We start from the raw sequence: 17,907 nt of genomic DNA on the forward strand, positions 1-17,907 counted from the left end.
ACCGACCGCTTTCCTCATGACAGTTCCCGAAAGATGCCCATGTTCCAGACCTTCGAAAACAAATCCGCGCCGCAATTCGGCAAGGCCCGCGTCGAGGCGCTGCGTGCCAGTTTCGACGCCCTTGGTATCGATGGTTTCCTGGTGCCGCGTGCCGATGAATATCAGGGCGAATATGTACCTGAATCATCTGAGCGTCTCTCATGGCTGACCGGATTTACCGGCTCTGCCGGCATTGCGCTGGTAACGCGCGCAGAGGCGGTGGTGTTTGTCGATGGTCGCTATACCACGCAGTTGAAGTCGCAGGTCGATCAATCGGTGTTCAGCGGTGGTGATTTGGTCGGTGCCCCGCCTTCCGTCTGGTTGTCGGAGCACGGGGCTACGGGCTTTCGGCTCGGGATCGATCCGTGGCTGCATACCGGCGCTGAATTGAAGCGGTTGGAAAAGGCGCTTGCGGGGAAGGGCGGTTCCGTCGTCCTGCTCGAAAACAACCCACTCGATGCGCTGTGGCACGACCGCCCGTCAGAACCGCTGGAGCCTGTCGTCATTCAGCCGGAAGCCTTCACCGGCAAGCTGGCGAAGGAAAAGATCGCCTCGCTGGCAGAGACGGTGTCGGCAAAGGGAGCCGATGCACTGCTGGTGACAGATCCGTCTTCCATTGCCTGGATTTTCAATATTCGCGGCAACGATGTGCCGCACACGCCGCATCCGCTTGCCCGCGCCATCATCTATGCGGATGGCAAGGCTGATATTTTTCTCGACAAACGCAAGACCGGTATCGAGGCCGAGGCCTATCTGGCACAGCTGGCGACGCAATTGCCGCCATCGAATATCGCCGATCGTCTGCACGCCATTGCCAGCGCCAAGGGCCGCGTCATGGTGGACGCCGATCTGACGCCTGTGGCGCTGACAGGGGCGATTACGGCGGCGGGTGGCACCTTGATCGAGGAGGCCGATCCCGTCCGCTTGCCGCGCGCGTGCAAGAACGCGGCGGAGCTTGCCGGCTCGGCAGCGGCACATGTGCAGGACGGCGCGGCTATGGTTGAATATCTGTGCTGGTTGGATCGTCAGCAACCGGGCAGCGTTACCGAAATTGCGGCCGTGAAGGCGCTGGAGGCTGCGCGCGCCAAGGTGGGGCAGTCTCTCCAGAATCCTCTGAAGGACGTGTCTTTCGATACGATTTCGGGCGCGGGCGAACATGCCGCCATCATCCATTATCGCGTCACCACCGATACGGACCGGACACTTGGCGATGGTGAGATGTTCCTCGTCGATTCCGGCGCGCAATATGTCAACGGCACCACTGACATCACCCGCACCGTGGCAATCGGCAATGTCCCGGAAGATCAGCGGCGTTTCTTCACGCTGGTGCTGAAGGGCGTGATCGCCATCAGCGACGCACGGTTTCCCAAGGGAACGCGCGGTTGCGATCTCGATCCCCTGGCACGTATCGCGCTGTGGAAGGCCGGTGCGGATTATGCTCATGGCACCGGCCACGGCATCGGCTCCTATCTTTCGGTGCATGAGGGGCCGCAGCGTATCTCTCGGCTTTCGACGCAGGAACTTCTGCCGGGCATGATTCTGTCGAATGAGCCCGGTTATTACCGCCCCGGCGCTTTTGGCATCCGCATCGAAAACCTGATCTATGTGCGCGAGGCGGCGGAAGTCGCGGGCGGCGATCAGCCGATGTTGTCCTTTGAGACCCTGACCTGGTGCCCTATCGATCGCAGGCTGGTCATCACGGCACTTTTGACCGACGACGAACTGGACTGGCTGAATGCCTATCACGTCGGCGTTCTGGAAAAGCTCTCGCCTTTGATCGCGGATGAAGAGGTGAAGGTGTGGCTTGTTGCGGCCACGCAGCCTCTGGCGCGGAACGCTTAAAGGATAGAAAAGTGCCTGATGGCGACGACGATGGCCCAGCCAATGGCCAGCATCGTCAGGCCGGGGAAACGCAGGCAGACCAGAAGAGCGGCCACCATGGCGATCTTCACCTCGTATCCGCCTTCAAAAAAGGCGGGTGCGACAAGGGTCGTCAAAACCGCCACGGGAACGGCGTTCAATCCCGCCTCCATGCGCGGCGGGATGGATTTCATCCGCGTCATCAGAACATAACCGCCGATGCGGGTAAGATAGGTGGCGACGGTGGCGAGCGCGATCAGGATCAGCGTGTCGGCGTGCAGCAGATCGCTCATGGCGTTTCCACCTTGCTTTCAGAATTGGCCTCGCCGGTTGGTTTCGGCGGATAGACGACTGCGACGAAAATGCCGGCAAGCGCGCCGAGGCTGACATGCCAGGGCGAGCCGACGATGTGATAGGCAACGGTTGCGCCAAGAGCGCTTGCCAGCATCACCGGGTAAAAATTCTCCCGCTGGCGGAAGCTCAAAACCATGCCCATGAAATAGATCGGCAACAGCACATCAAGGCCGATGGCTTTCGGGTCGCCGACGAGATTGCCGAGCGATGCGCCGACAATGGTCATCACCAGCCACAGAATATAGATCGGCGTGGCGAAGCCCATGTACCAGGCGAAACCGACCACGCCGGTGTTTTCGTATTTCCTGACCGACTCGGCGAATTGTGGATCCACCAGCACGAAGAACCCGATGGCCTTTTGCAGGAAAGTCCAGTTGGTTATCATTCTGGCAATGGCGGCCGAATAGAGAATATGGCGAAAATTGACGGCAAAGACCGATAGAACGATCAGCCAGGGGGCAACCTTCTGGCCGAATAATTCGATGCCGACCAGCTGGCTGGCACCGGCATAGACGGTGCCGCTCATGATCGTCGCTTCGGCGACGCTCAGCCCGTTATCGACCGCGACCGCGCCGAACAGCGCGCCAAAGGGAGCGGCGGAAAGGGCGATCGGAAAGCCGCTTTTGAGGCCTTCGCGGAAATCTGCATTGGACATTGTTCAGGAACTCCTTGCCCGCCGCTCTATCGCCGTCCCGGCCGGCTGGCAAACAAATTGCATGAATGGATCGATTGATTCCCTTGAAGCTTCCGTTACGGTAACGCCGATACGCGACGTCGGACGGAAGGCCTCACCCGGTTTTTGCTCCCCGCCCAAACGATTGAATAATGGAGGATCAATGCTGGAGAAGCAGGATAGGGCAGTGCTGGCCGCGCGTGTTCGGGAGTATCTGGCCCGGGAGACCGAAACCGAGATCGGCTTGCTGCAGGCGGAAATCTTCGTCGACTTTCTGGCCGAAGAAGTCGGATATGTCTTCTACAATCAGGGGCTCAAGGATGCGCATGCCGCGATCCTGCGGCGTCTGGAGGATGCGGCAGGCGATATCGACGTGCTGGAGAAGCCGAGGCTGCGATGACCGGCCCTCAGTCGCGCAAAATGTCGCGGCTTTTGAGGATGGTCGCGCCTTTTTCCCGCATGGCCGCAATCGACGCCTGTATACCTTGGGGATCGATGCCGCGGCTGGCGTCCTCGATGAAACGAACCTTGACGCCAGGCAGCATGTCGAGGGCATCGAGCACCGAGAAACTGACGCAATAATCGGTGGCGAGCCCGCATATGTCGATCTGGGTTACGCCTTGGCGCGTCAGATAATCGGCAAGACCTGTCGTTGCCCCCTGATCGTTGTCGCGAAAGGCGGAATAGCTGTCGACGGCGGGATTTTCGCCTTTCTGCTGGATATAGTCGAAAGCCTCCGTCTTGAGGTCGGGATGGAATTCCGCATCCGGCGTGCCCTGCACGCAATGGTCCGGCCACATCATCTGCGGTTTGCCGGAGAGTTCACCCATATCGAACGGCTTCTTGCCGACATGCTGCGAGGCAAAGCTGCCGTGATTTTCCGGGTGCCAATCCTGCGAGGCGACGATCAGATCGTAACCGCCATTGTCGATCAGGGCATTGGCGACGGGCACGATCCGGTCGCCATCGGCGACAGCCAGATTACCGCCCGGACAAAAGCCGTTCTGGATATCGATGAGCAGCAGCGCCTTCATGATTTGCCTCCCTTATTTCCGGCAGGATGCCAAGCCGGCAGCAACGGATCAAGTGCCCTTACCAGCTTTGTATGTGCTTGACGGCTGATGGCATAGATTTGCTCCGTCGCAGTCCTGCCGCATTTACAGCAAATTTCCGGCAAAGTCGGAATTTACCTGACGATGCGGCGACGTAAACTTTAAAGGCCGATGACGCCCTGCGGGGCATTTTCCGGGAAAAGGCGATGCAGATGCATGCCCAGCCCGCGCAAGTCATTGTTTTGCCTTCGCCCGATAATGCGCAGACCTTAACGAATTATTTTTGCAGGGACTCGTAAACACTTTGGTTACCATAATTCGTCATGCTTCGAACCAGTCAGTTCCGAAATCGGCCGGGTGTCCACCCGCTGTTCGGATGCCCCAAAATCCCTCCGGCTTTGCCCGGGTGTGCGTGAACGGTTCGAGTAACGAGTATCATGGCGTATTCTGCTGCGGCTTATAATGGCGCCGGTCTTGCCGGTTCGTCTTGCCTCAAGAGAGGCAAATCCTTTTCTCTTGGCCGAATGTCCGCTCTGCTTGGCGGTGGTGCCTTTGCCGGTCTGTTCGCCTTCGCTGCCTTCGCCTCGCTTCACACGATGGCGGCCGCATCGCATGGTGTCGGGCAATTTGAGAAGACGCTGGTAGCGAGGCTGGAGTCTGGCGAGGCTGCGATTTCCGGCGCAGCCGCACGCGATATCCACGTCCGCAAATTTTCCCGTCTGAGCGACCACAGCCATGGCCCGCAGAAGGCGGTTCGCCTTGCCGGCATCATGCCCGAAATCGGCGAGAAAGAGTTCCGCGAGCGTTTTGGCGCGGCTGCGAACGCGAAGGGGCAGGCGACAGTCAAGGAACTTGCAGCGCTGCGGCCCTCCGCCATCGTCGATTCGGCGCTTGGACGCACCACAGAAGTCGCCTATCAGAGCGCCGCATCGCAACATCCGGCATTTGAAGTGGCATTAGGGCGCCCGCAGATCGAGGAAGAGGCGAGCAGCCTTCTTCCGGACGACGTCCCTTTGCCAAGCTTCCGGCCCGAGGTTGCGGCTGCCGAAACGGTGGAGCCATCACCCCGCCCCGCCGTTCTAGCGAAGACCGATGAACACCCGGCAGCCGTTGCTTCCGCACCTGCTTTCGATGCGCCGGTGCCTGCGCGTGCACCCCAGCAGCCGCGGCAGGGCACGGCCGGCATGCTCGCCTTTGCAAAACCTGATAATCCGGTGCGCGAGCCGAGCAAGATGGATGCGGTTCCGTGGCCGGATCGCGGCAACGGCACGGCGATCTACGATATTTCCTCCGGCCTGGTTCATATGCCGAACGGCGAGAAGCTCGAGGCACATTCTGGCATCGGCAAGATGCGCGACAACCCGGACTATGTTCATGTGAGAATGCGCGGCTCGACGCCGCCCTCCAGCTATCGTCTGACGATGCGCGAGGCGCGGTTCCATGGCGTCGAAGCAATCCGTCTGACGCCGGAAAATGGCGTCAATCCGCATGGCCGCGACGGTCTTCTCGCCCACACCTACATGCTGGCGAAACGTGGTGAATCGAATGGCTGCGTTGTGTTCCGCGATTACTCCCGGTTCCTTGCGGCCTTCAAACGTGGCGAAGTCAAACGCATGGTCGTGGTGCCGAAGCTGAATGGTGGTCGCCCGACGCTCGCAAGCAGCGGTGGCAAGAGTGGCGGCAAGACCCTGCTCAGCATGTTCTCACGCGACAGCGATACCTGATTTACGCTTTCCCGGACGTAAAACCGCTGCACATTTTTACCGGAGAAATGCCCTAGCGGCCGCGTCGCTGGGTCAGCACCATGCCGGCGAGAATCAGCAGAATGCCGAGTGCGCTCGCCCAGAGTTTCGGCGGCTGATCGCTGAAAAAGTCGAGCACGACGCTTGAGACCATCTGGCCGCTGATGACGAGAAGTGCGGTATTGACCGCGCCGATGCGGGGGATGAGCCAGCTTCCCGAAGCGATGAAGACAACACCGATGGGGCCACCGATAAAGGCAAGCCACGGCGCGTCGGCCGCGCCCGGCGGAATGAGGCCGCCGACGATGAGGCCGATGACGGTCAATACCCCGAAACCGACGATATGGTTCCAGAACGAGGCGATCAGCGGTGAGTTCGACAGGCTGAGGCGACCGTTGACCTGACGGCTTAGTGCCACAAAGACGCCGCCGGTAAACGCCATGGCTATCCAGACGATCATGCCGTTCTCCCGACAAGGATAATAAGTGCGCTGCCACAGAGAATCAGTGCCACCGCCGCCATGTCACGCAAATCCGGCCGCCGTTTGGGCAGGCCAAACAGGCCGAAGAAATCGGCCAGAAGGCTGAAGATCACCTGTCCGCCCAACCCGAGCGCGATGGTGCCGGAGAGGGCAAGCGGCGAATTGACGGCGGTGGAGGTGAGGATGACGATGGCCGCACCAATCACCCCACCGCAATAGGCCCAGAGCGGCGCCTTCGGTTTGTTCAGCGAACCCGCCTCCGTCTTCGGGCGCATGATCGCGAGATAGATCAGCGCCGCCACCGTGCCGGTGCCGTGTGCAGTCCAGGAGGAGAAAAGTGCGTTACCGTAGTGCGCAAGCTGGCCGTTGAAATGCACCATCAATGTCAGAAGACAGCCGCTTGCGAAGGCGGCGGCAAGGTGCAAAGGGTTCAGGCGGGGATGGGTCGTTTCTGTCATGGCCAGCCAAAATATGATTATTCAGCGAAGCGTTACAACATCGGCACCTGAATCGAAATCGATTTGTCAGTTGTTTCCAGAAACATGTGCAACCAGCGCACTCCACTCCCTTACCTAGCGCAGTCGGTCATCACATCCGCGAAAAAATCGGCGATCAGCGTGGATACGCCCTTCGGGTTTTCCCAATGCGGATTGTGGCCATGCCCATCGAGCGTAACGGTTTGAGCCTCGGGAAAGGCGGCGGCCAATTTTCGACGATGCGACGCGCCGAAAAGGGGGTCTTCGAAACCGGCGAGGCACAGTACCGGTTTTTTTATTCTGGACGCGCTGTGATGCAGGTTTGTATCCGCAAAGCGCTCAACGACGCCATGCCAGATGGCAGCCGGCATGTTGGCGGCATCCTGTTTCATTTTCGACAAAAAATCATCGTCGACTGGCTGACTGCACGAATACCAGCCGCGCAGAAAGCCGCTATTGGGTCCGATCGGGTCCCGAAGTGCGAGAATATCTCTGGTCAACTGGCTTTCCGCGCCAAAATCCGGCTCAAGCGTTGCCGAGATGAGGGCAAGAGCCCGGATCGTGTCGCCTCGCCGGGCGGCAAGTTCGATAGTGGTCATCGCACCCATGGAGTGGCCGAGCAGAAACAGCCGTGAAATACCCAGGAGCGTTAGAAACCGATCGACCGTTTCGGCGAAATCAGCGACATGCAGGCTCTGTCCCGCCGAGGAAACACCGTGTCCGGGCAGGTCAGGGACGATGAGCCTGTATTCGCTGAAAAAAGGCTCAAGCATGGAGAAGCTGCGGCTGGTGTCCGAAAAACCATGCAGCATCAGCAGGACTGGGCCCGGACCGCCGGTGTCGATGAAAGCCAGCTGGCGACCGCGGGGCAATTCTACATATTGCTTCCGCTTCTCCCAATCATCCTGCAATATTGCCGTCACAGGCCGATCCCCGCCTTCACGGCAGTGAGACCATCCTGCCCGTCGAACGTCGATACGCCCTTCAGCCAGGCGTCCAGTCTTTGCGGCTCATCCTTGATCGCCTGCCTTGCCGCGTCTTCCGGGGACATTCCACCGTTCATGATATAGTCCATGCCCTTGTTTTCGTACTCCACGTCGAATGCTAGATTGTCGAGCAGCTTCGCCACATTCGGGCATTCCTGTAGGTAGCCTTTGCGTACCTGCGTATCGACTGTTGCAGCGCCGAAGTCGGGCCCGTAAAATTTATCGCCGCCCGTCAGGTACTTGATGTCGAATTTGCTGTTCATCGGGTGCGGCGCCCACCCCTGGAAAACAATGAAGGACTTGTTGCGGGCGAAACGGGTTACCTGCGAAAGCATGCCCTGTTCGCTGGACTCGACCACTTCCCAATTGTGCAGTCCCAGTGCCGGATCGTTGACGGCATCCAGCATCAACTGGTTGGAGCCCGGTTCGATGCCGTAGAGCTTGCTGTCGAACTTGTCCGCGAATTTTTGCAGGTCGGAGAAATCCCTGACGCCGGCATCCCAGACGTAAGTCGGAACCGCGAAAGTGTATTTGGCGCCCACCAGATTGGTTCGGACTTTTTCGACCGATCCGTCTTCCTTGTAGGGCTTGTAGTAGTTCACCATTGCCGGGTTCCAATAGCCCAGAAAGACGTCGAGATCCTTGCTCTTCAGGCTCGTGTAGATGACGTCGATCCCAAGAAGCTGGCTTTGCGGCTCATATCCCAGTGATTTCAACAGCGACATGGCGATGCCGGTGGTGAAAGCAAGATCGTTCCAGCCGGGCTCGGCCAGTCGCACAACCTTGCAAGTTTCAGCATCCGATGCGAGCGCGGAAGTGCCGACGGTCGTCAAAACCATCGCGGCCGAAAAAACACCTGCCCATTTTTTCATTGTTCCACCTTTTTTTGTCTATTGGGTCATTAAATTGACCGGTGGGACAATAATTGATCTTCACGGAAAATTTGTCAATATTGCTCATGCAAGGAGACAAAGATGCGACTGACCAAGATAAGCGATATTCGCCGGGCGGAGCTGAGGCGGGCTGCATTCGAAGTCCTTCAACGTGAGGGAATGGCGGGTGCCACGCTTGAAAGGGTGGCGGCGCAGGCAGGCGCCTCAAAAGGCATCGTGCTGCATTATTTCGCCAACAAGCAGGAACTGTTCGAGCACGCGATGCGCGAAGCCAATGTGAAGCTGAAGGAGGCCGTGGTGGCGCGCCTCAATCGGGCGGTCAGTCCGCGTGAACGACTCGATGCGATTATCGAGGCGAATTTCGACGAGAGCTTCTTTCAGCCCTCGATCTGCCACGCCTGGCTGTCGCTTTGCGCCGAGGTTCCGCGCGAGCCGCAGCTCGCCAGGATTCAGAAGGTGATCCATGCGCGGATGCGCTCCAATCTTTTGTCGGCTTTGGTGCATCTCGTGCCGAGGCAAGACTGCGCAACTGTCGCGCTCGGGATCACTTCGCTTATCGACGGCCTCTGGTTGCGCTCAGGATTGCAGTCCGGCGGTTTGACGCGCGAGGAGGCAATGGAGCAGATGCGGGATTACCTGTCTCACAGGTTACCGCGGGCAAAAGCTGACAATCCGTAGGGAACCAGTACGCGCGCTTCGCATTATTCCACCATGAAGAAAACGACGCGCAAACCCTTGAACCGGATGACGATTTTCGTCATTTCGATTTTCACTCTCGCAGCTGTGATCGCGGCGGTCTATCTGGTTGGGTTCACGCCCGGCGAAGTGTAGGCCAGCGCAGTCAATTGCCGGTGGGAACGGTCTTGCCCTTGCCGCGCTCCAGCGCAACGGTCAGCTTGGCAACGGCAAACCGGAGGCTGCGCATGAGGAAACGGCTGGTTTCCAGAAAAGTGCGGTAGGGCAGCACGCTGAAGTAGCGCCAACCGGGCAGACGGTATATCCGCAGATTGTTCTGGATCTGGCTTTCCCCGTCCGCATCCTGCGTGGCGCAGAGTGGGTAAATGAAGGCTGCCCTCAGGCCAGCGAGATATTCCAGGTCGAAGGCAATATCGTAGGCAAGCCGCATGGGGATCAGCTTCGAGATCCATTTCCCGGCGCGGCGGTTGACGAGATATGCGCCCGAACCCTTTTCCCGCGTCAACGCAATTGCGAGTGAGCGCCCGCCAACGAGCTTGCGGAACGGAAACTTGCGACCGTTGCTGACCGTGGTCAGCCGAAGCAGATCCCAGTCGCTTCCATTAACTATCGCCTCGTCGATTGCTTCCAGGAAATCCTTTTCGAAGATGACATCGTCTTCAAGAATGAGCGCGATATCGGCATCGCTGCCCATGAACCTGTTGGCACAGGCGACATGGCTGAGATAGCAGCCGATTTCCGGTGGCGAGGTGCGGCGGCCATGCATGAGCATGTAGGAAAGCTCGCTGAATTCCGGGATAGGATAATTCAGTTCACGGCCATTGACGCCTGGGACCCGCTCTGCCTTCAGCCCGATGGCGTCGAGGCGTGCGTTCATGTCCTCGAGGCGCTTGGTGGCGCTGTCCATATTGATCAGGAAAACGGCAAGCTTGCGCCCGCTTTTCGGTAAAATATGCAAAGCAGTCCTCGCCCGGTTTCTGCACCCTGTTGCAACTCCTTTATTGCAACGGCGTGACGGGGGCTATGGAAAAAACTGCATTCGCACACTCATAGTTGTCGAATCAAACCTTTTCCACAAATCCATCCAGCACACGCTTTTGTCCGGCGCGGTCAAAATCGATGGTCAGTTTGTTACCCTCGATGGCGGAGATGTTGCCATTGCCGAATTTGATATGGAAAACGCGGTCTCCGACCACGAATTTCGACGGTGTGTCGGCAACCGATTTGGCCACCAGTTCGCCGTCGATCGTGCGGGCGCGGGGCCCGCTTTCGCCATAACCAATCCGCTCGACCGCATGGCCGGAGCGTGTGCCCCAGTTATCGCGGGTCGCGTCGGACTTGTTGGCCTGGGCACGTTTCCAGCCGGGGGTGGAGTAGTTGTTAGCGAAGGGCTCCGCCTTGTCGAAACGGGACTGGCCATAACCGCCGCGTCCGCCGTAACCACCGTAATTGCTGTCGGATGCCGCGACATCCACGTGCGCTGGCGGCAGTTCATCGAGAAAACGCGAGGGCAGGGTGGATTGCCACAGACCATGGATACGCCGGTTCGATACGAACCAGATATGGCATAGCTTCTTGGCGCGGGTGATGCCGACGTAGGCTAGACGACGTTCTTCCTCCAGACCGGAGCGGCCGCCTTCGTCCAGCGCCCGCTGGTGCGGGAACAGACCTTCTTCCCAACCGGGAAGGAAGACGGTGTCGAATTCCAGCCCCTTGGCGGAATGCAGCGTCATGATGGAGACGGCATCGAGATTTTCGTTCTGCTCGGCATCCATGACGAGCGCGACATGCTCGAGGAAACCGCGCAGGCTTTCGAAGGCCTCCATCGAGCGAATGAGTTCCTTCAGGTTTTCCAGTCGGCCGGGCGCTTCCGCCGTCTTGTCGGCCTGCCACATGGCCGTATAGCCGCTTTCGTCAAGGATCTGCTCGGCAAGCGTGGTGTGTTCGGTGTTTTCCAGAAGCCCCTGCCAGCGGCGGAAATCCTGCACCACGTCGAACAGCGCCTTGCGCGCCTTCGGTTTCAGCTCGTCGGTCTCGATGATGTCGGTCGCTGCCGCCAGCATCGGAATGTCGCGGGCGCGGGCGTAATCATGCAGATTGCGGATGGTCGTGTCGCCCAGGCCGCGCTTGGGGGTGTTGACGATTCGCTCGAAGGCCAGATCGTCGGCCGGCTGGCAGACAAGGCGGAAATAGGCCATGGCATCGCGGATTTCGAGACGCTCGTAGAAGCGCGGACCGCCGATCACGCGGTAATTGAGGCCAAGCGTGACGAAACGGTCTTCGAACTCGCGCATCTGGAAGGAGGCGCGAACGAGAATGGCCATGTCGTTCAGCTTATGGTTCTTGCGCTGAAGCTGCTCGATTTCTTCACCGACGGCGCGGGCTTCCTCTTCGGAATCCCAGGCCGCATGCACCACGACCTTCTCATCGTCGGGGCTGCTGCGCTCGGTGAACAGGGTCTTGCCGAGACGCCCTTCATTATGGGCGATCAGATGGCCGGCGGCGCCCAGAATATGCTCGGTGGAGCGGTAGTTGCGCTCCAGCTTGATGACCTTGGCACCGGGAAAATCCTTGTCGAAGCGCAGGATGTTGTCCACTTCGGCGCCGCGCCAGCCATAGATCGACTGGTCATCGTCGCCGACGCAGCAGACGTTTTGCGGCTCGCCTTTGGGGCGCTGGGCAAGAAGCCTGAGCCACATATATTGCGCCGTATTGGTGTCCTGATACTCGTCCACCAGAATGTAGCGGAATTTCTGGTGGTACTCCTTCAGAATATCGGGATTGCGGCGGAAGATGCTGATGGGGTGCAGCAGAAGATCGCCGAAATCGCAGGCGTTCAGCGTTTTCAGCCGGTTCTGATAGGCCGTGTAAAGTTCGCGGCCCTTGCCATTGGCAAAGGCGCGGGAATCGCCTTCGGGAATATCCGGCGGCGTCAGCCCCTTGTTCTTCCAGCCGTCAATCATGCCGGCGAATTGTTTGGCCGGCCAGCGCTTGTCATCAAGACCTTCGGCCTGGATAAGCTGTTTGATCAGCCGCACCACATCGTCGGTGTCGAGAATGGTGAAATCAGACTTCAGGCCGATGAGTTCGGCATGGCGACGCAAGAGCTTTACACCGATGGAGTGGAAAGTGCCGAGCCAGGGCATGCCCTCAACCGCGCCGCCAACCAGAACGCCAATACGTTCCTTCATCTCGCGGGCGGCCTTGTTGGTGAAGGTCACGGCCAGAATCTGGCTGGGATAGGCGCGTCCGGTCGCCAGAATATGGGCGATGCGGGTGGTGAGAACGCGGGTCTTGCCGGTGCCGGCGCCCGCAAGCACCAGAACCGCGCCGTCCAGTGTCTCCACGGCTTCGCGCTGCTCCGGGTTGAGGCCGGAAAGATAGTCGGGCGTGGGCCGGGCCTGATCGCGTGCCGCCATGGCGCGCGCGGCAATGCCAAGCCCGCCGGCGTTGCCTGCATCGGCATTGTTCGTCGCCTTGCGCGGCACCTCAGGTTCTTCGTCGAAGAACGGCATATCGTCAAAACTGTTGCTCATGCGGCCCAATGTAGTGATTCGGGATATAAAGGCTAGAACCGTGTTCTGCTTTTATTCCGGTATCATCCGTCAAAACGCCTATTCCAAGACGTTTTTTCGTCTCAGGCCCGCCTGTCGGCATCAAAAGCCGTGTCCACCGGCAATTGCAGCGCCACGGCCAGTTGGTTGGTCTTGGCGGCAAGGGCGATGACGCGCATGAGATCGGCATGCTGTTCGCCCGTCATGCCCTTGGCTTTTGCAGCCGCGGTATGAGAGTGGGCGCAGTAGGAGCAGCCATTGGTGACGGAAACGGCGATATAAAGCATTTCCTTCACCAGCGGATCGAGCGCTGAAGGTGTGGCCATCACCGCCTTGACCTCGGCCCAGGTCTTTTCCAGAAGATCGGGGTCGAAGGCGAGGTAGAGCCACATATTGTTGATGAAATCCGATTTCCGCGTTGTGCGGATATCGTCGAACACAGCCTTGACGCGCGGGTTGGCTTCAGGATTTTCGGCTTTCGTTACGGTGCTCATGCATTCCTCCGGTCATGGCTATTTCAGCTGCAGATTACCGGATTGGCGAATGTTTGCGACAGAAATGGCCGTCAGTGCGCTTTCGACGATAATTCATCACAAATTACAATTATGTAAGGAACGGATTTGTGCGTTGCCTTCGTTAAGGCATGCGGGAATACTTCTACCGTTCCGAAAAGCTCTTTTCGGGGCGGGTTTATGCTGTGCGGATAATCGGAGAATTGTATGCGGGTGTGGAAACAGGTGGGTGTCTGTCTTGCTGTGGCGGGAGCAGGACTCTGTCTTTGGGGGTTTTATTCACCCGAAGCGCGGAATCTGCTCGCGGGTATCGGCATCGGCAAAACACCTGTTGGCGCGGTCGAGGTTGCCGCATCCGGTGCCAGAACACCTGGTTCGTCATCCGGCCAAAATGCCGGCGCCGCACGCCGCGATGGCAATGCGACCCTGGTGGCGATGGCCCCGGTCAAGCAGGGCACGGTCAATGACAGGCTGAACGCCATCGGCAGTGGCGAGGCCATCCAGTCGGTCGTCGTCATGCCGCAGACATCAGGCACGCTTTCGGAAATCCGCATTTCATCCGGCGCCCGCGTCGTAAAGGGGCAGGTGCTCGCGCGGCTCGATGACGAGGAGCAGGTGATCGAGCGGGACAAGGCGCAGGTTGCGCTACGCAGCGCCGTCGAAAAATCGAGTTCCTACAGTAACCTGAAATCCGTATCCCGCCTTGATGTGCTGGATGCGCAGATTGCCGAGGAAGCCGCCAAGCTTGCACTGAGCACCGCCGAGCTGAACCTCAGGCGCCGCGACATCGTCGCACCGATTGAGGGTGTTGTCGGGATCGTGGCCGCCAATATCGGCGACAATGTCACCACGCAATCTACGATCGTCGGCATTGATGACCGTTCTCAAATTCTGGTCAATTTCTGGGCGCCGGAACGGTTCGTAACTGCAATTACCGTCGGAATGCCTGTAGAGGCCACCTCGATTTCACGCCCCGGCGAGACGTTCAAGGGTGAGGTCGAGGCCGTCGACAACCGTGTCGACGCCGCAAGCCGTACCATCCGCATCCGGGCACGGTTTGCTAACGACAAGGATGAGCTTCGGGCCGGTATGTCCTTCGGTGTTACCATGCGTTTTGCCGGAGAGACCTATGCATCCGTCGATCCGCTGGCCGTGCAGTGGGATGCCGAAGGTTCCTATGTCTGGCGCGTGACCGACAATAAATCGGCCAAGGTGCGGGTGCAGATCGTGCAGCGTAACCCCGATGCCGTTCTCGTGAAAGCGGAACTGGCGGAAGGCGATCAGGTCGTGACCGAAGGATTGCAGCGGGTGCGGGAGGGTGGTGCCGTCCGTGTCGCAAGCCAGCCGAAGCCCGAGGAGGTTGCCAGCCAATGACGACTCAGTCGCCTTCGGGTCAGGATTCCAAGCTCGCCTTCACCGCACTGTTCGTTCGCCGGCCCATTCTGGCAGCGGTTCTCAATACGTTGCTTGTGGTTGCCGGCCTTGCCGCGCTGGTTGGCGTTGAGGTGCGCGAGTTGCCGGATGTGGACCGGCCGTCCATCAGCGTCAGGACGACCTATGAAGGTGCGGCGCCCGAAACCATCGATCAGGAAGTGACGCAGACCATCGAGGGAGCTGTTGCGCGCGTCAGCGGCGTCAAAACCATCTCCTCCAATTCGCAATTCGGCACCAGCCGCGTAACGATGGAATTCGGCGACAATGTCGATATGGCCGTTGCCGCAAACGATGTGCGCGATGCCATTGGCCGCGTAACCAACCAGTTGCCTGATGATGCTGACGAGCCGCAGATCATCAAGGCGGATTCCGACAGCCAGCCGATCATGCGTCTTGCCGTCACTTCGTCCACGCTCAGCATGGAAGATCTGACCAAGCTGGTGGATGACGAGGTCATCGACCGCCTTGCCGCCGTCGACGGCGTGGCGGATGTGGAGCTTTACGGCGATCAGGAAAAAGTCTTCCGCGTCGATCTCAATCAGGCCGCACTTGCCAGCCGTGGTCTGACGGTGACGGATATTTCGACCGCGCTGGCCAGTGCCGCGCTTGATGTGCCGGCGGGATCGCTGAAAAGTTCGACGCAGGACATCGTCGTGCGCGCGACCGCGAGCCTCACGAAGCCTGAGGATTTTTCCAACCTTCTGATCAAGGACAATATCCGCCTGCGCGATGTGGCAACCGTGATGCTGGGTGCGGATGACGAATCCACCTCGCTGCGGTCCAATGGTGTGCAGGGCGTGGGTCTCGGCGTCATCCGGCAGGCGCAGTCCAATACGCTGAATATCTCCACCGGCGTGAAGGCTGCCGTCGAGGCCATGTCGGTCAACCTGCCGCAGGGTACGCGCATCGTGGTGACCAGTGACGACGCCGTCTTCATCGAAGGCGCGTTGCACGAGGTGGAACTGGCGCTTGGTCTTTCCGCGCTGATCGTGGTTGTGGTGCTCTACCTGTTCCTGCGTGACTGGCGGGCAACCCTCATTCCGGCGATCACCATGCCGGTGGCTTTGATCGGCACGATCATCGCCATCTACATGGTCGGATTCTCGATTAACATCCTTACGCTGCTCGCCATCGTTCTGGCGACGGGTCTGGTGGTCGATGATGCGATCGTGGTGCTGGAAAATATCGTGCGCCGCCGTGCGGAGGGCATGGGGCCGCGCGCTGCCGCTGTTCTCGGCACGCAGGAAGTGTTCTTCGCGGTGATTGCGACGACGGCGACACTTGCCGCAGTGTTCATTCCGCTCTCCTTCCTGCCGGGCCAGCTGGGTGGCCTTTTCCGTGAATTCGGTTTCGTTCTCGCCTTCGCTGTCGGTCTTTCCTCCATCGTGGCCCTGACGCTTTGTCCGATGCTCGCTTCGCGGATGCTGAAAGACGGATTGAAGGAACCCACGGGACCGCTGGCGTGGTTCGGCAATGTCTTTGCCTCCACCTACGAGAAGACGCTTTCCGCCTGCCTCAACAACCCGCTCATCGTCATCATCGTTGCGCTCGTCTTTTCGGGCCTGTCTTGGATTGCCTTCGGCATGATCCAGAACGAACTGACGCCGCGCGAGGACCGCGCCTCGGTGATGATGCGTGTGACAGCGCCGCAGGGTGTCAGCCTCGACTATACGCGCGACCAGTTGCAGCGGATCGAGGAAAATCTCCAGCCGCTGCGCGACAGTGGCGAAATCCGCAATATTTACTCCATCACCGGTATGAACGGTTCCTCCAACACCGGTTTTCTGGTGCTGACGCTGGCGCCGTGGGCTGATCGCGACCGCACGCAGAACCAGATTGCCGCCGATGTTACCGCTGCCGCCAACAAGGTGCCGGCGCTGCGCGGCAACGCCATGCAGCCGAACAGCCTGCGCATTCGCGGTGCGGGCAACGGCCTGCAGATGGCAATGGTCGGCAGCAATTATCAGGCACTGACGGCTGCGACGCAGAAACTACTGCTTTCCATGGAGGAAAGCGGCCTGTTCGAAACGCCGCGTTTGGACAACGAGCCCAACCAGGCGCAGCTATCCGTCTCCATCGACCGTGAGCGCGCCTCCGATCTCGGCATTGATATCACCGGCCTGTCACGCGCCATGCAATCGCTGCTGGAAGGACGTTCGGTTGTCGACGTCTTCGTGGATGGGGATGCAATCCCGGTCCGGCTGCTGTCCTCCACCCGGCCGATCAACGACCCGACCGATCTCGAAAACGTCTTCCTGAAAACAGGTGACGGCAAGATCGTGCCGATGTCGGTCATTGCCACCCTGAAGGAAAATGCGGTGGCGCCGCAGCTGAACCGCGAGCAGCAGCTTCCCTCCGTCGGCTTTACCGCCAATCTCAAGGACGGCGTTTCGCTCGGTCAGGCTCTGGAAAAGGTGAACGAACTCTCACAATCCCTCCTGCCGCCCGGCGCCCGCCTTCTGCCGCTCGGCGAGGCGGCGACGCTTGAGGAGAATTCGAGCGGCATGCTGCTGACCTTCGGTTTCGCCATCGCCATCATCTTCCTGGTCCTGGCCGCGCAGTTCGAAAGTGTCCTGAGTTCGATCATCATCATGTCGACGGTGCCGCTCGGTCTTGCCTGCGCGGTTATCGCGTTGCTAGTCACCGGATCCAGCCTCAACGTTTATAGCCAGATCGGGCTTGTGCTTCTGGTGGGCGTGATGGCGAAGAACGGCATTCTCATCGTGGAATTCGCCAACCATCTGCGTGACCAGGGCGCCACCGTGCGCGAAGCCATCGAAAAAGCCACCAGCATCCGCCTGCGCCCGGTGATGATGACAATGATCGCGACCATTTTGGGCGGCGTGCCGCTGGTGCTGGCGCAGGGAGCAGGGGCTGAAGCACGCATCGCGCTCGGCTGGGTCATCGTCGGCGGTCTGGGTTTTGCGACGCTGGTGACGCTTTACATCACCCCGGTTTCCTACCTGCTGATTGCCCGTTTCGCCAAACCGCAAGCCGATGAGGAAATCCGCCTCCACCGCGAACTGGAACTTGCCGCGCGTCGGAAGGCGCTTGAGGAGGACAAGCAGCTGCTTGCGGCGGAATAAACGGTCCTCGCCAAATGTGTCCCGCGCAATCGCGATGCTGGACAAAGCCTTAACCTTATCCCATACCAC

16 protein-coding genes are annotated in these 17,907 nt (G+C 59.4%); 6 read left to right on the forward strand and 10 right to left on the reverse strand.

Annotation, left to right across the window (positions count from 1 at the left end):
* The first annotated feature begins 39 nt into the window (after positions 1-39).
* Positions 40-1,881, forward strand: a complete 1,842-nt coding sequence (locus GH784_RS12780; protein WP_153793449.1) for an aminopeptidase P family protein — start codon at positions 40-42, stop codon at positions 1,879-1,881.
* Here GH784_RS12780 and GH784_RS12785 read toward each other — a convergent pair.
* Entirely contained in the window at positions 1,878-2,192 is a 315-nt protein-coding gene (locus tag GH784_RS12785; RefSeq protein ID WP_003513172.1) for an AzlD family protein, read from the reverse strand. The two genes, GH784_RS12780 and GH784_RS12785, sit on opposite strands and share 4 nt — an antisense overlap.
* On the reverse strand, positions 2,189-2,908 hold the full coding sequence (locus GH784_RS12790; protein WP_065702360.1) for an AzlC family ABC transporter permease: 720 nt from the start codon (positions 2,906-2,908) through the stop codon (positions 2,189-2,191). The genes GH784_RS12785 and GH784_RS12790 overlap by 4 nt, the downstream gene beginning before the upstream one ends.
* Before the next feature lie 181 nt (positions 2,909-3,089).
* Between GH784_RS12790 and GH784_RS27675 the strand changes: the two genes are divergently transcribed.
* Entirely contained in the window at positions 3,090-3,326 is a 237-nt protein-coding gene (locus tag GH784_RS27675) for a DUF2164 domain-containing protein (RefSeq protein WP_003513169.1), read from the forward strand.
* A 7-nt stretch (positions 3,327-3,333) separates the two neighbouring features.
* Here the strand turns inward: GH784_RS27675 and pncA are convergent, their stop codons facing one another.
* Positions 3,334-3,960, reverse strand: a complete 627-nt coding sequence (gene pncA, locus GH784_RS12800; RefSeq protein ID WP_065702361.1) for a bifunctional nicotinamidase/pyrazinamidase — start codon at positions 3,958-3,960, stop codon at positions 3,334-3,336.
* 455 nt (positions 3,961-4,415) lie between these two features.
* On the opposite strand from pncA, the gene GH784_RS12805 reads away from it, so the two are divergent.
* The gene (locus GH784_RS12805) at positions 4,416-5,702 is read left to right on the forward strand and encodes a DUF2778 domain-containing protein (RefSeq protein WP_013636492.1); all 1,287 of its coding nucleotides are present in this window, start codon (positions 4,416-4,418) and stop codon (positions 5,700-5,702) included.
* Between the two features lie 52 nt (positions 5,703-5,754).
* Here GH784_RS12805 and GH784_RS12810 read toward each other — a convergent pair whose 3' ends face one another.
* The 4 genes from GH784_RS12810 to GH784_RS12825 form a co-directional block, all read right to left on the reverse strand.
* A complete protein-coding gene (locus tag GH784_RS12810) occupies positions 5,755-6,180 on the reverse strand; it encodes a DMT family transporter (RefSeq protein ID WP_003513163.1) in 426 nt (141 codons plus the stop codon).
* Positions 6,177-6,659: a DMT family transporter gene (locus GH784_RS12815; RefSeq protein ID WP_065702362.1), complete on the reverse strand. Its 483-nt coding sequence runs from the start codon at positions 6,657-6,659 to the stop codon at positions 6,177-6,179. Before GH784_RS12815 ends, GH784_RS12810 begins: the two co-directional genes overlap by 4 nt.
* A gap of 110 nt (positions 6,660-6,769) precedes the next feature.
* Positions 6,770-7,600 carry an alpha/beta fold hydrolase gene (locus tag GH784_RS12820; RefSeq protein ID WP_065702363.1) on the reverse strand — a complete coding sequence of 277 codons (831 nt, stop codon included), beginning with the start codon at positions 7,598-7,600 and terminating at the stop codon, positions 6,770-6,772.
* Complete coding sequence (locus tag GH784_RS12825; RefSeq protein ID WP_003513158.1) at positions 7,597-8,535, reverse strand: choline ABC transporter substrate-binding protein; 939 nt, start codon at positions 8,533-8,535, stop codon at positions 7,597-7,599. The genes GH784_RS12820 and GH784_RS12825 overlap by 4 nt, the downstream gene beginning before the upstream one ends.
* A 102-nt stretch (positions 8,536-8,637) precedes the next feature.
* Here GH784_RS12825 and betI point away from each other — a divergent pair, with 102 nt between their 5' ends.
* Positions 8,638-9,234: a choline-binding transcriptional repressor BetI gene (gene betI / locus GH784_RS12830; protein WP_065702364.1), complete on the forward strand. Its 597-nt coding sequence runs from the start codon at positions 8,638-8,640 to the stop codon at positions 9,232-9,234.
* A 163-nt stretch (positions 9,235-9,397) separates the two neighbouring features.
* Here betI and GH784_RS12835 read toward each other — a convergent pair whose 3' ends face one another.
* The 3 genes from GH784_RS12835 to GH784_RS12845 all read right to left on the reverse strand — a co-directional run bounded on the left by GH784_RS12835 (position 9,398) and on the right by GH784_RS12845 (position 13,300).
* Positions 9,398-10,210, reverse strand: coding sequence for a glycosyltransferase family 25 protein (locus tag GH784_RS12835; protein ID WP_065702365.1), 813 nt, complete (start codon positions 10,208-10,210; stop codon positions 9,398-9,400).
* Between the two features lie 103 nt (positions 10,211-10,313).
* Complete coding sequence (locus GH784_RS12840; protein ID WP_065702534.1) at positions 10,314-12,788, reverse strand: ATP-dependent helicase; 2,475 nt, start codon at positions 12,786-12,788, stop codon at positions 10,314-10,316.
* A gap of 101 nt (positions 12,789-12,889) precedes the next feature.
* Complete coding sequence (locus GH784_RS12845; protein ID WP_003513149.1) at positions 12,890-13,300, reverse strand: carboxymuconolactone decarboxylase family protein; 411 nt, start codon at positions 13,298-13,300, stop codon at positions 12,890-12,892.
* A 225-nt stretch (positions 13,301-13,525) separates the two neighbouring features.
* On the opposite strand from GH784_RS12845, the gene GH784_RS12850 reads away from it, so the two are divergent.
* Positions 13,526-14,692 (forward strand): efflux RND transporter periplasmic adaptor subunit, encoded by a 1,167-nt coding sequence (locus GH784_RS12850; RefSeq protein WP_065659206.1) that lies wholly within the window; start codon positions 13,526-13,528, stop codon positions 14,690-14,692.
* On the forward strand, positions 14,689-17,838 hold the full coding sequence (locus GH784_RS12855; protein ID WP_065702366.1) for an efflux RND transporter permease subunit: 3,150 nt from the start codon (positions 14,689-14,691) through the stop codon (positions 17,836-17,838). The genes GH784_RS12850 and GH784_RS12855 overlap by 4 nt, the downstream gene beginning before the upstream one ends.
* The last annotated feature ends 69 nt before the right edge of the window (positions 17,839-17,907 follow it).

It is taken from the genome of Agrobacterium tumefaciens, from assembly GCF_009649785.1.
In the GTDB taxonomy this organism is placed as follows: Bacteria; Pseudomonadota; Alphaproteobacteria; order Rhizobiales; family Rhizobiaceae; genus Agrobacterium; species Agrobacterium tumefaciens.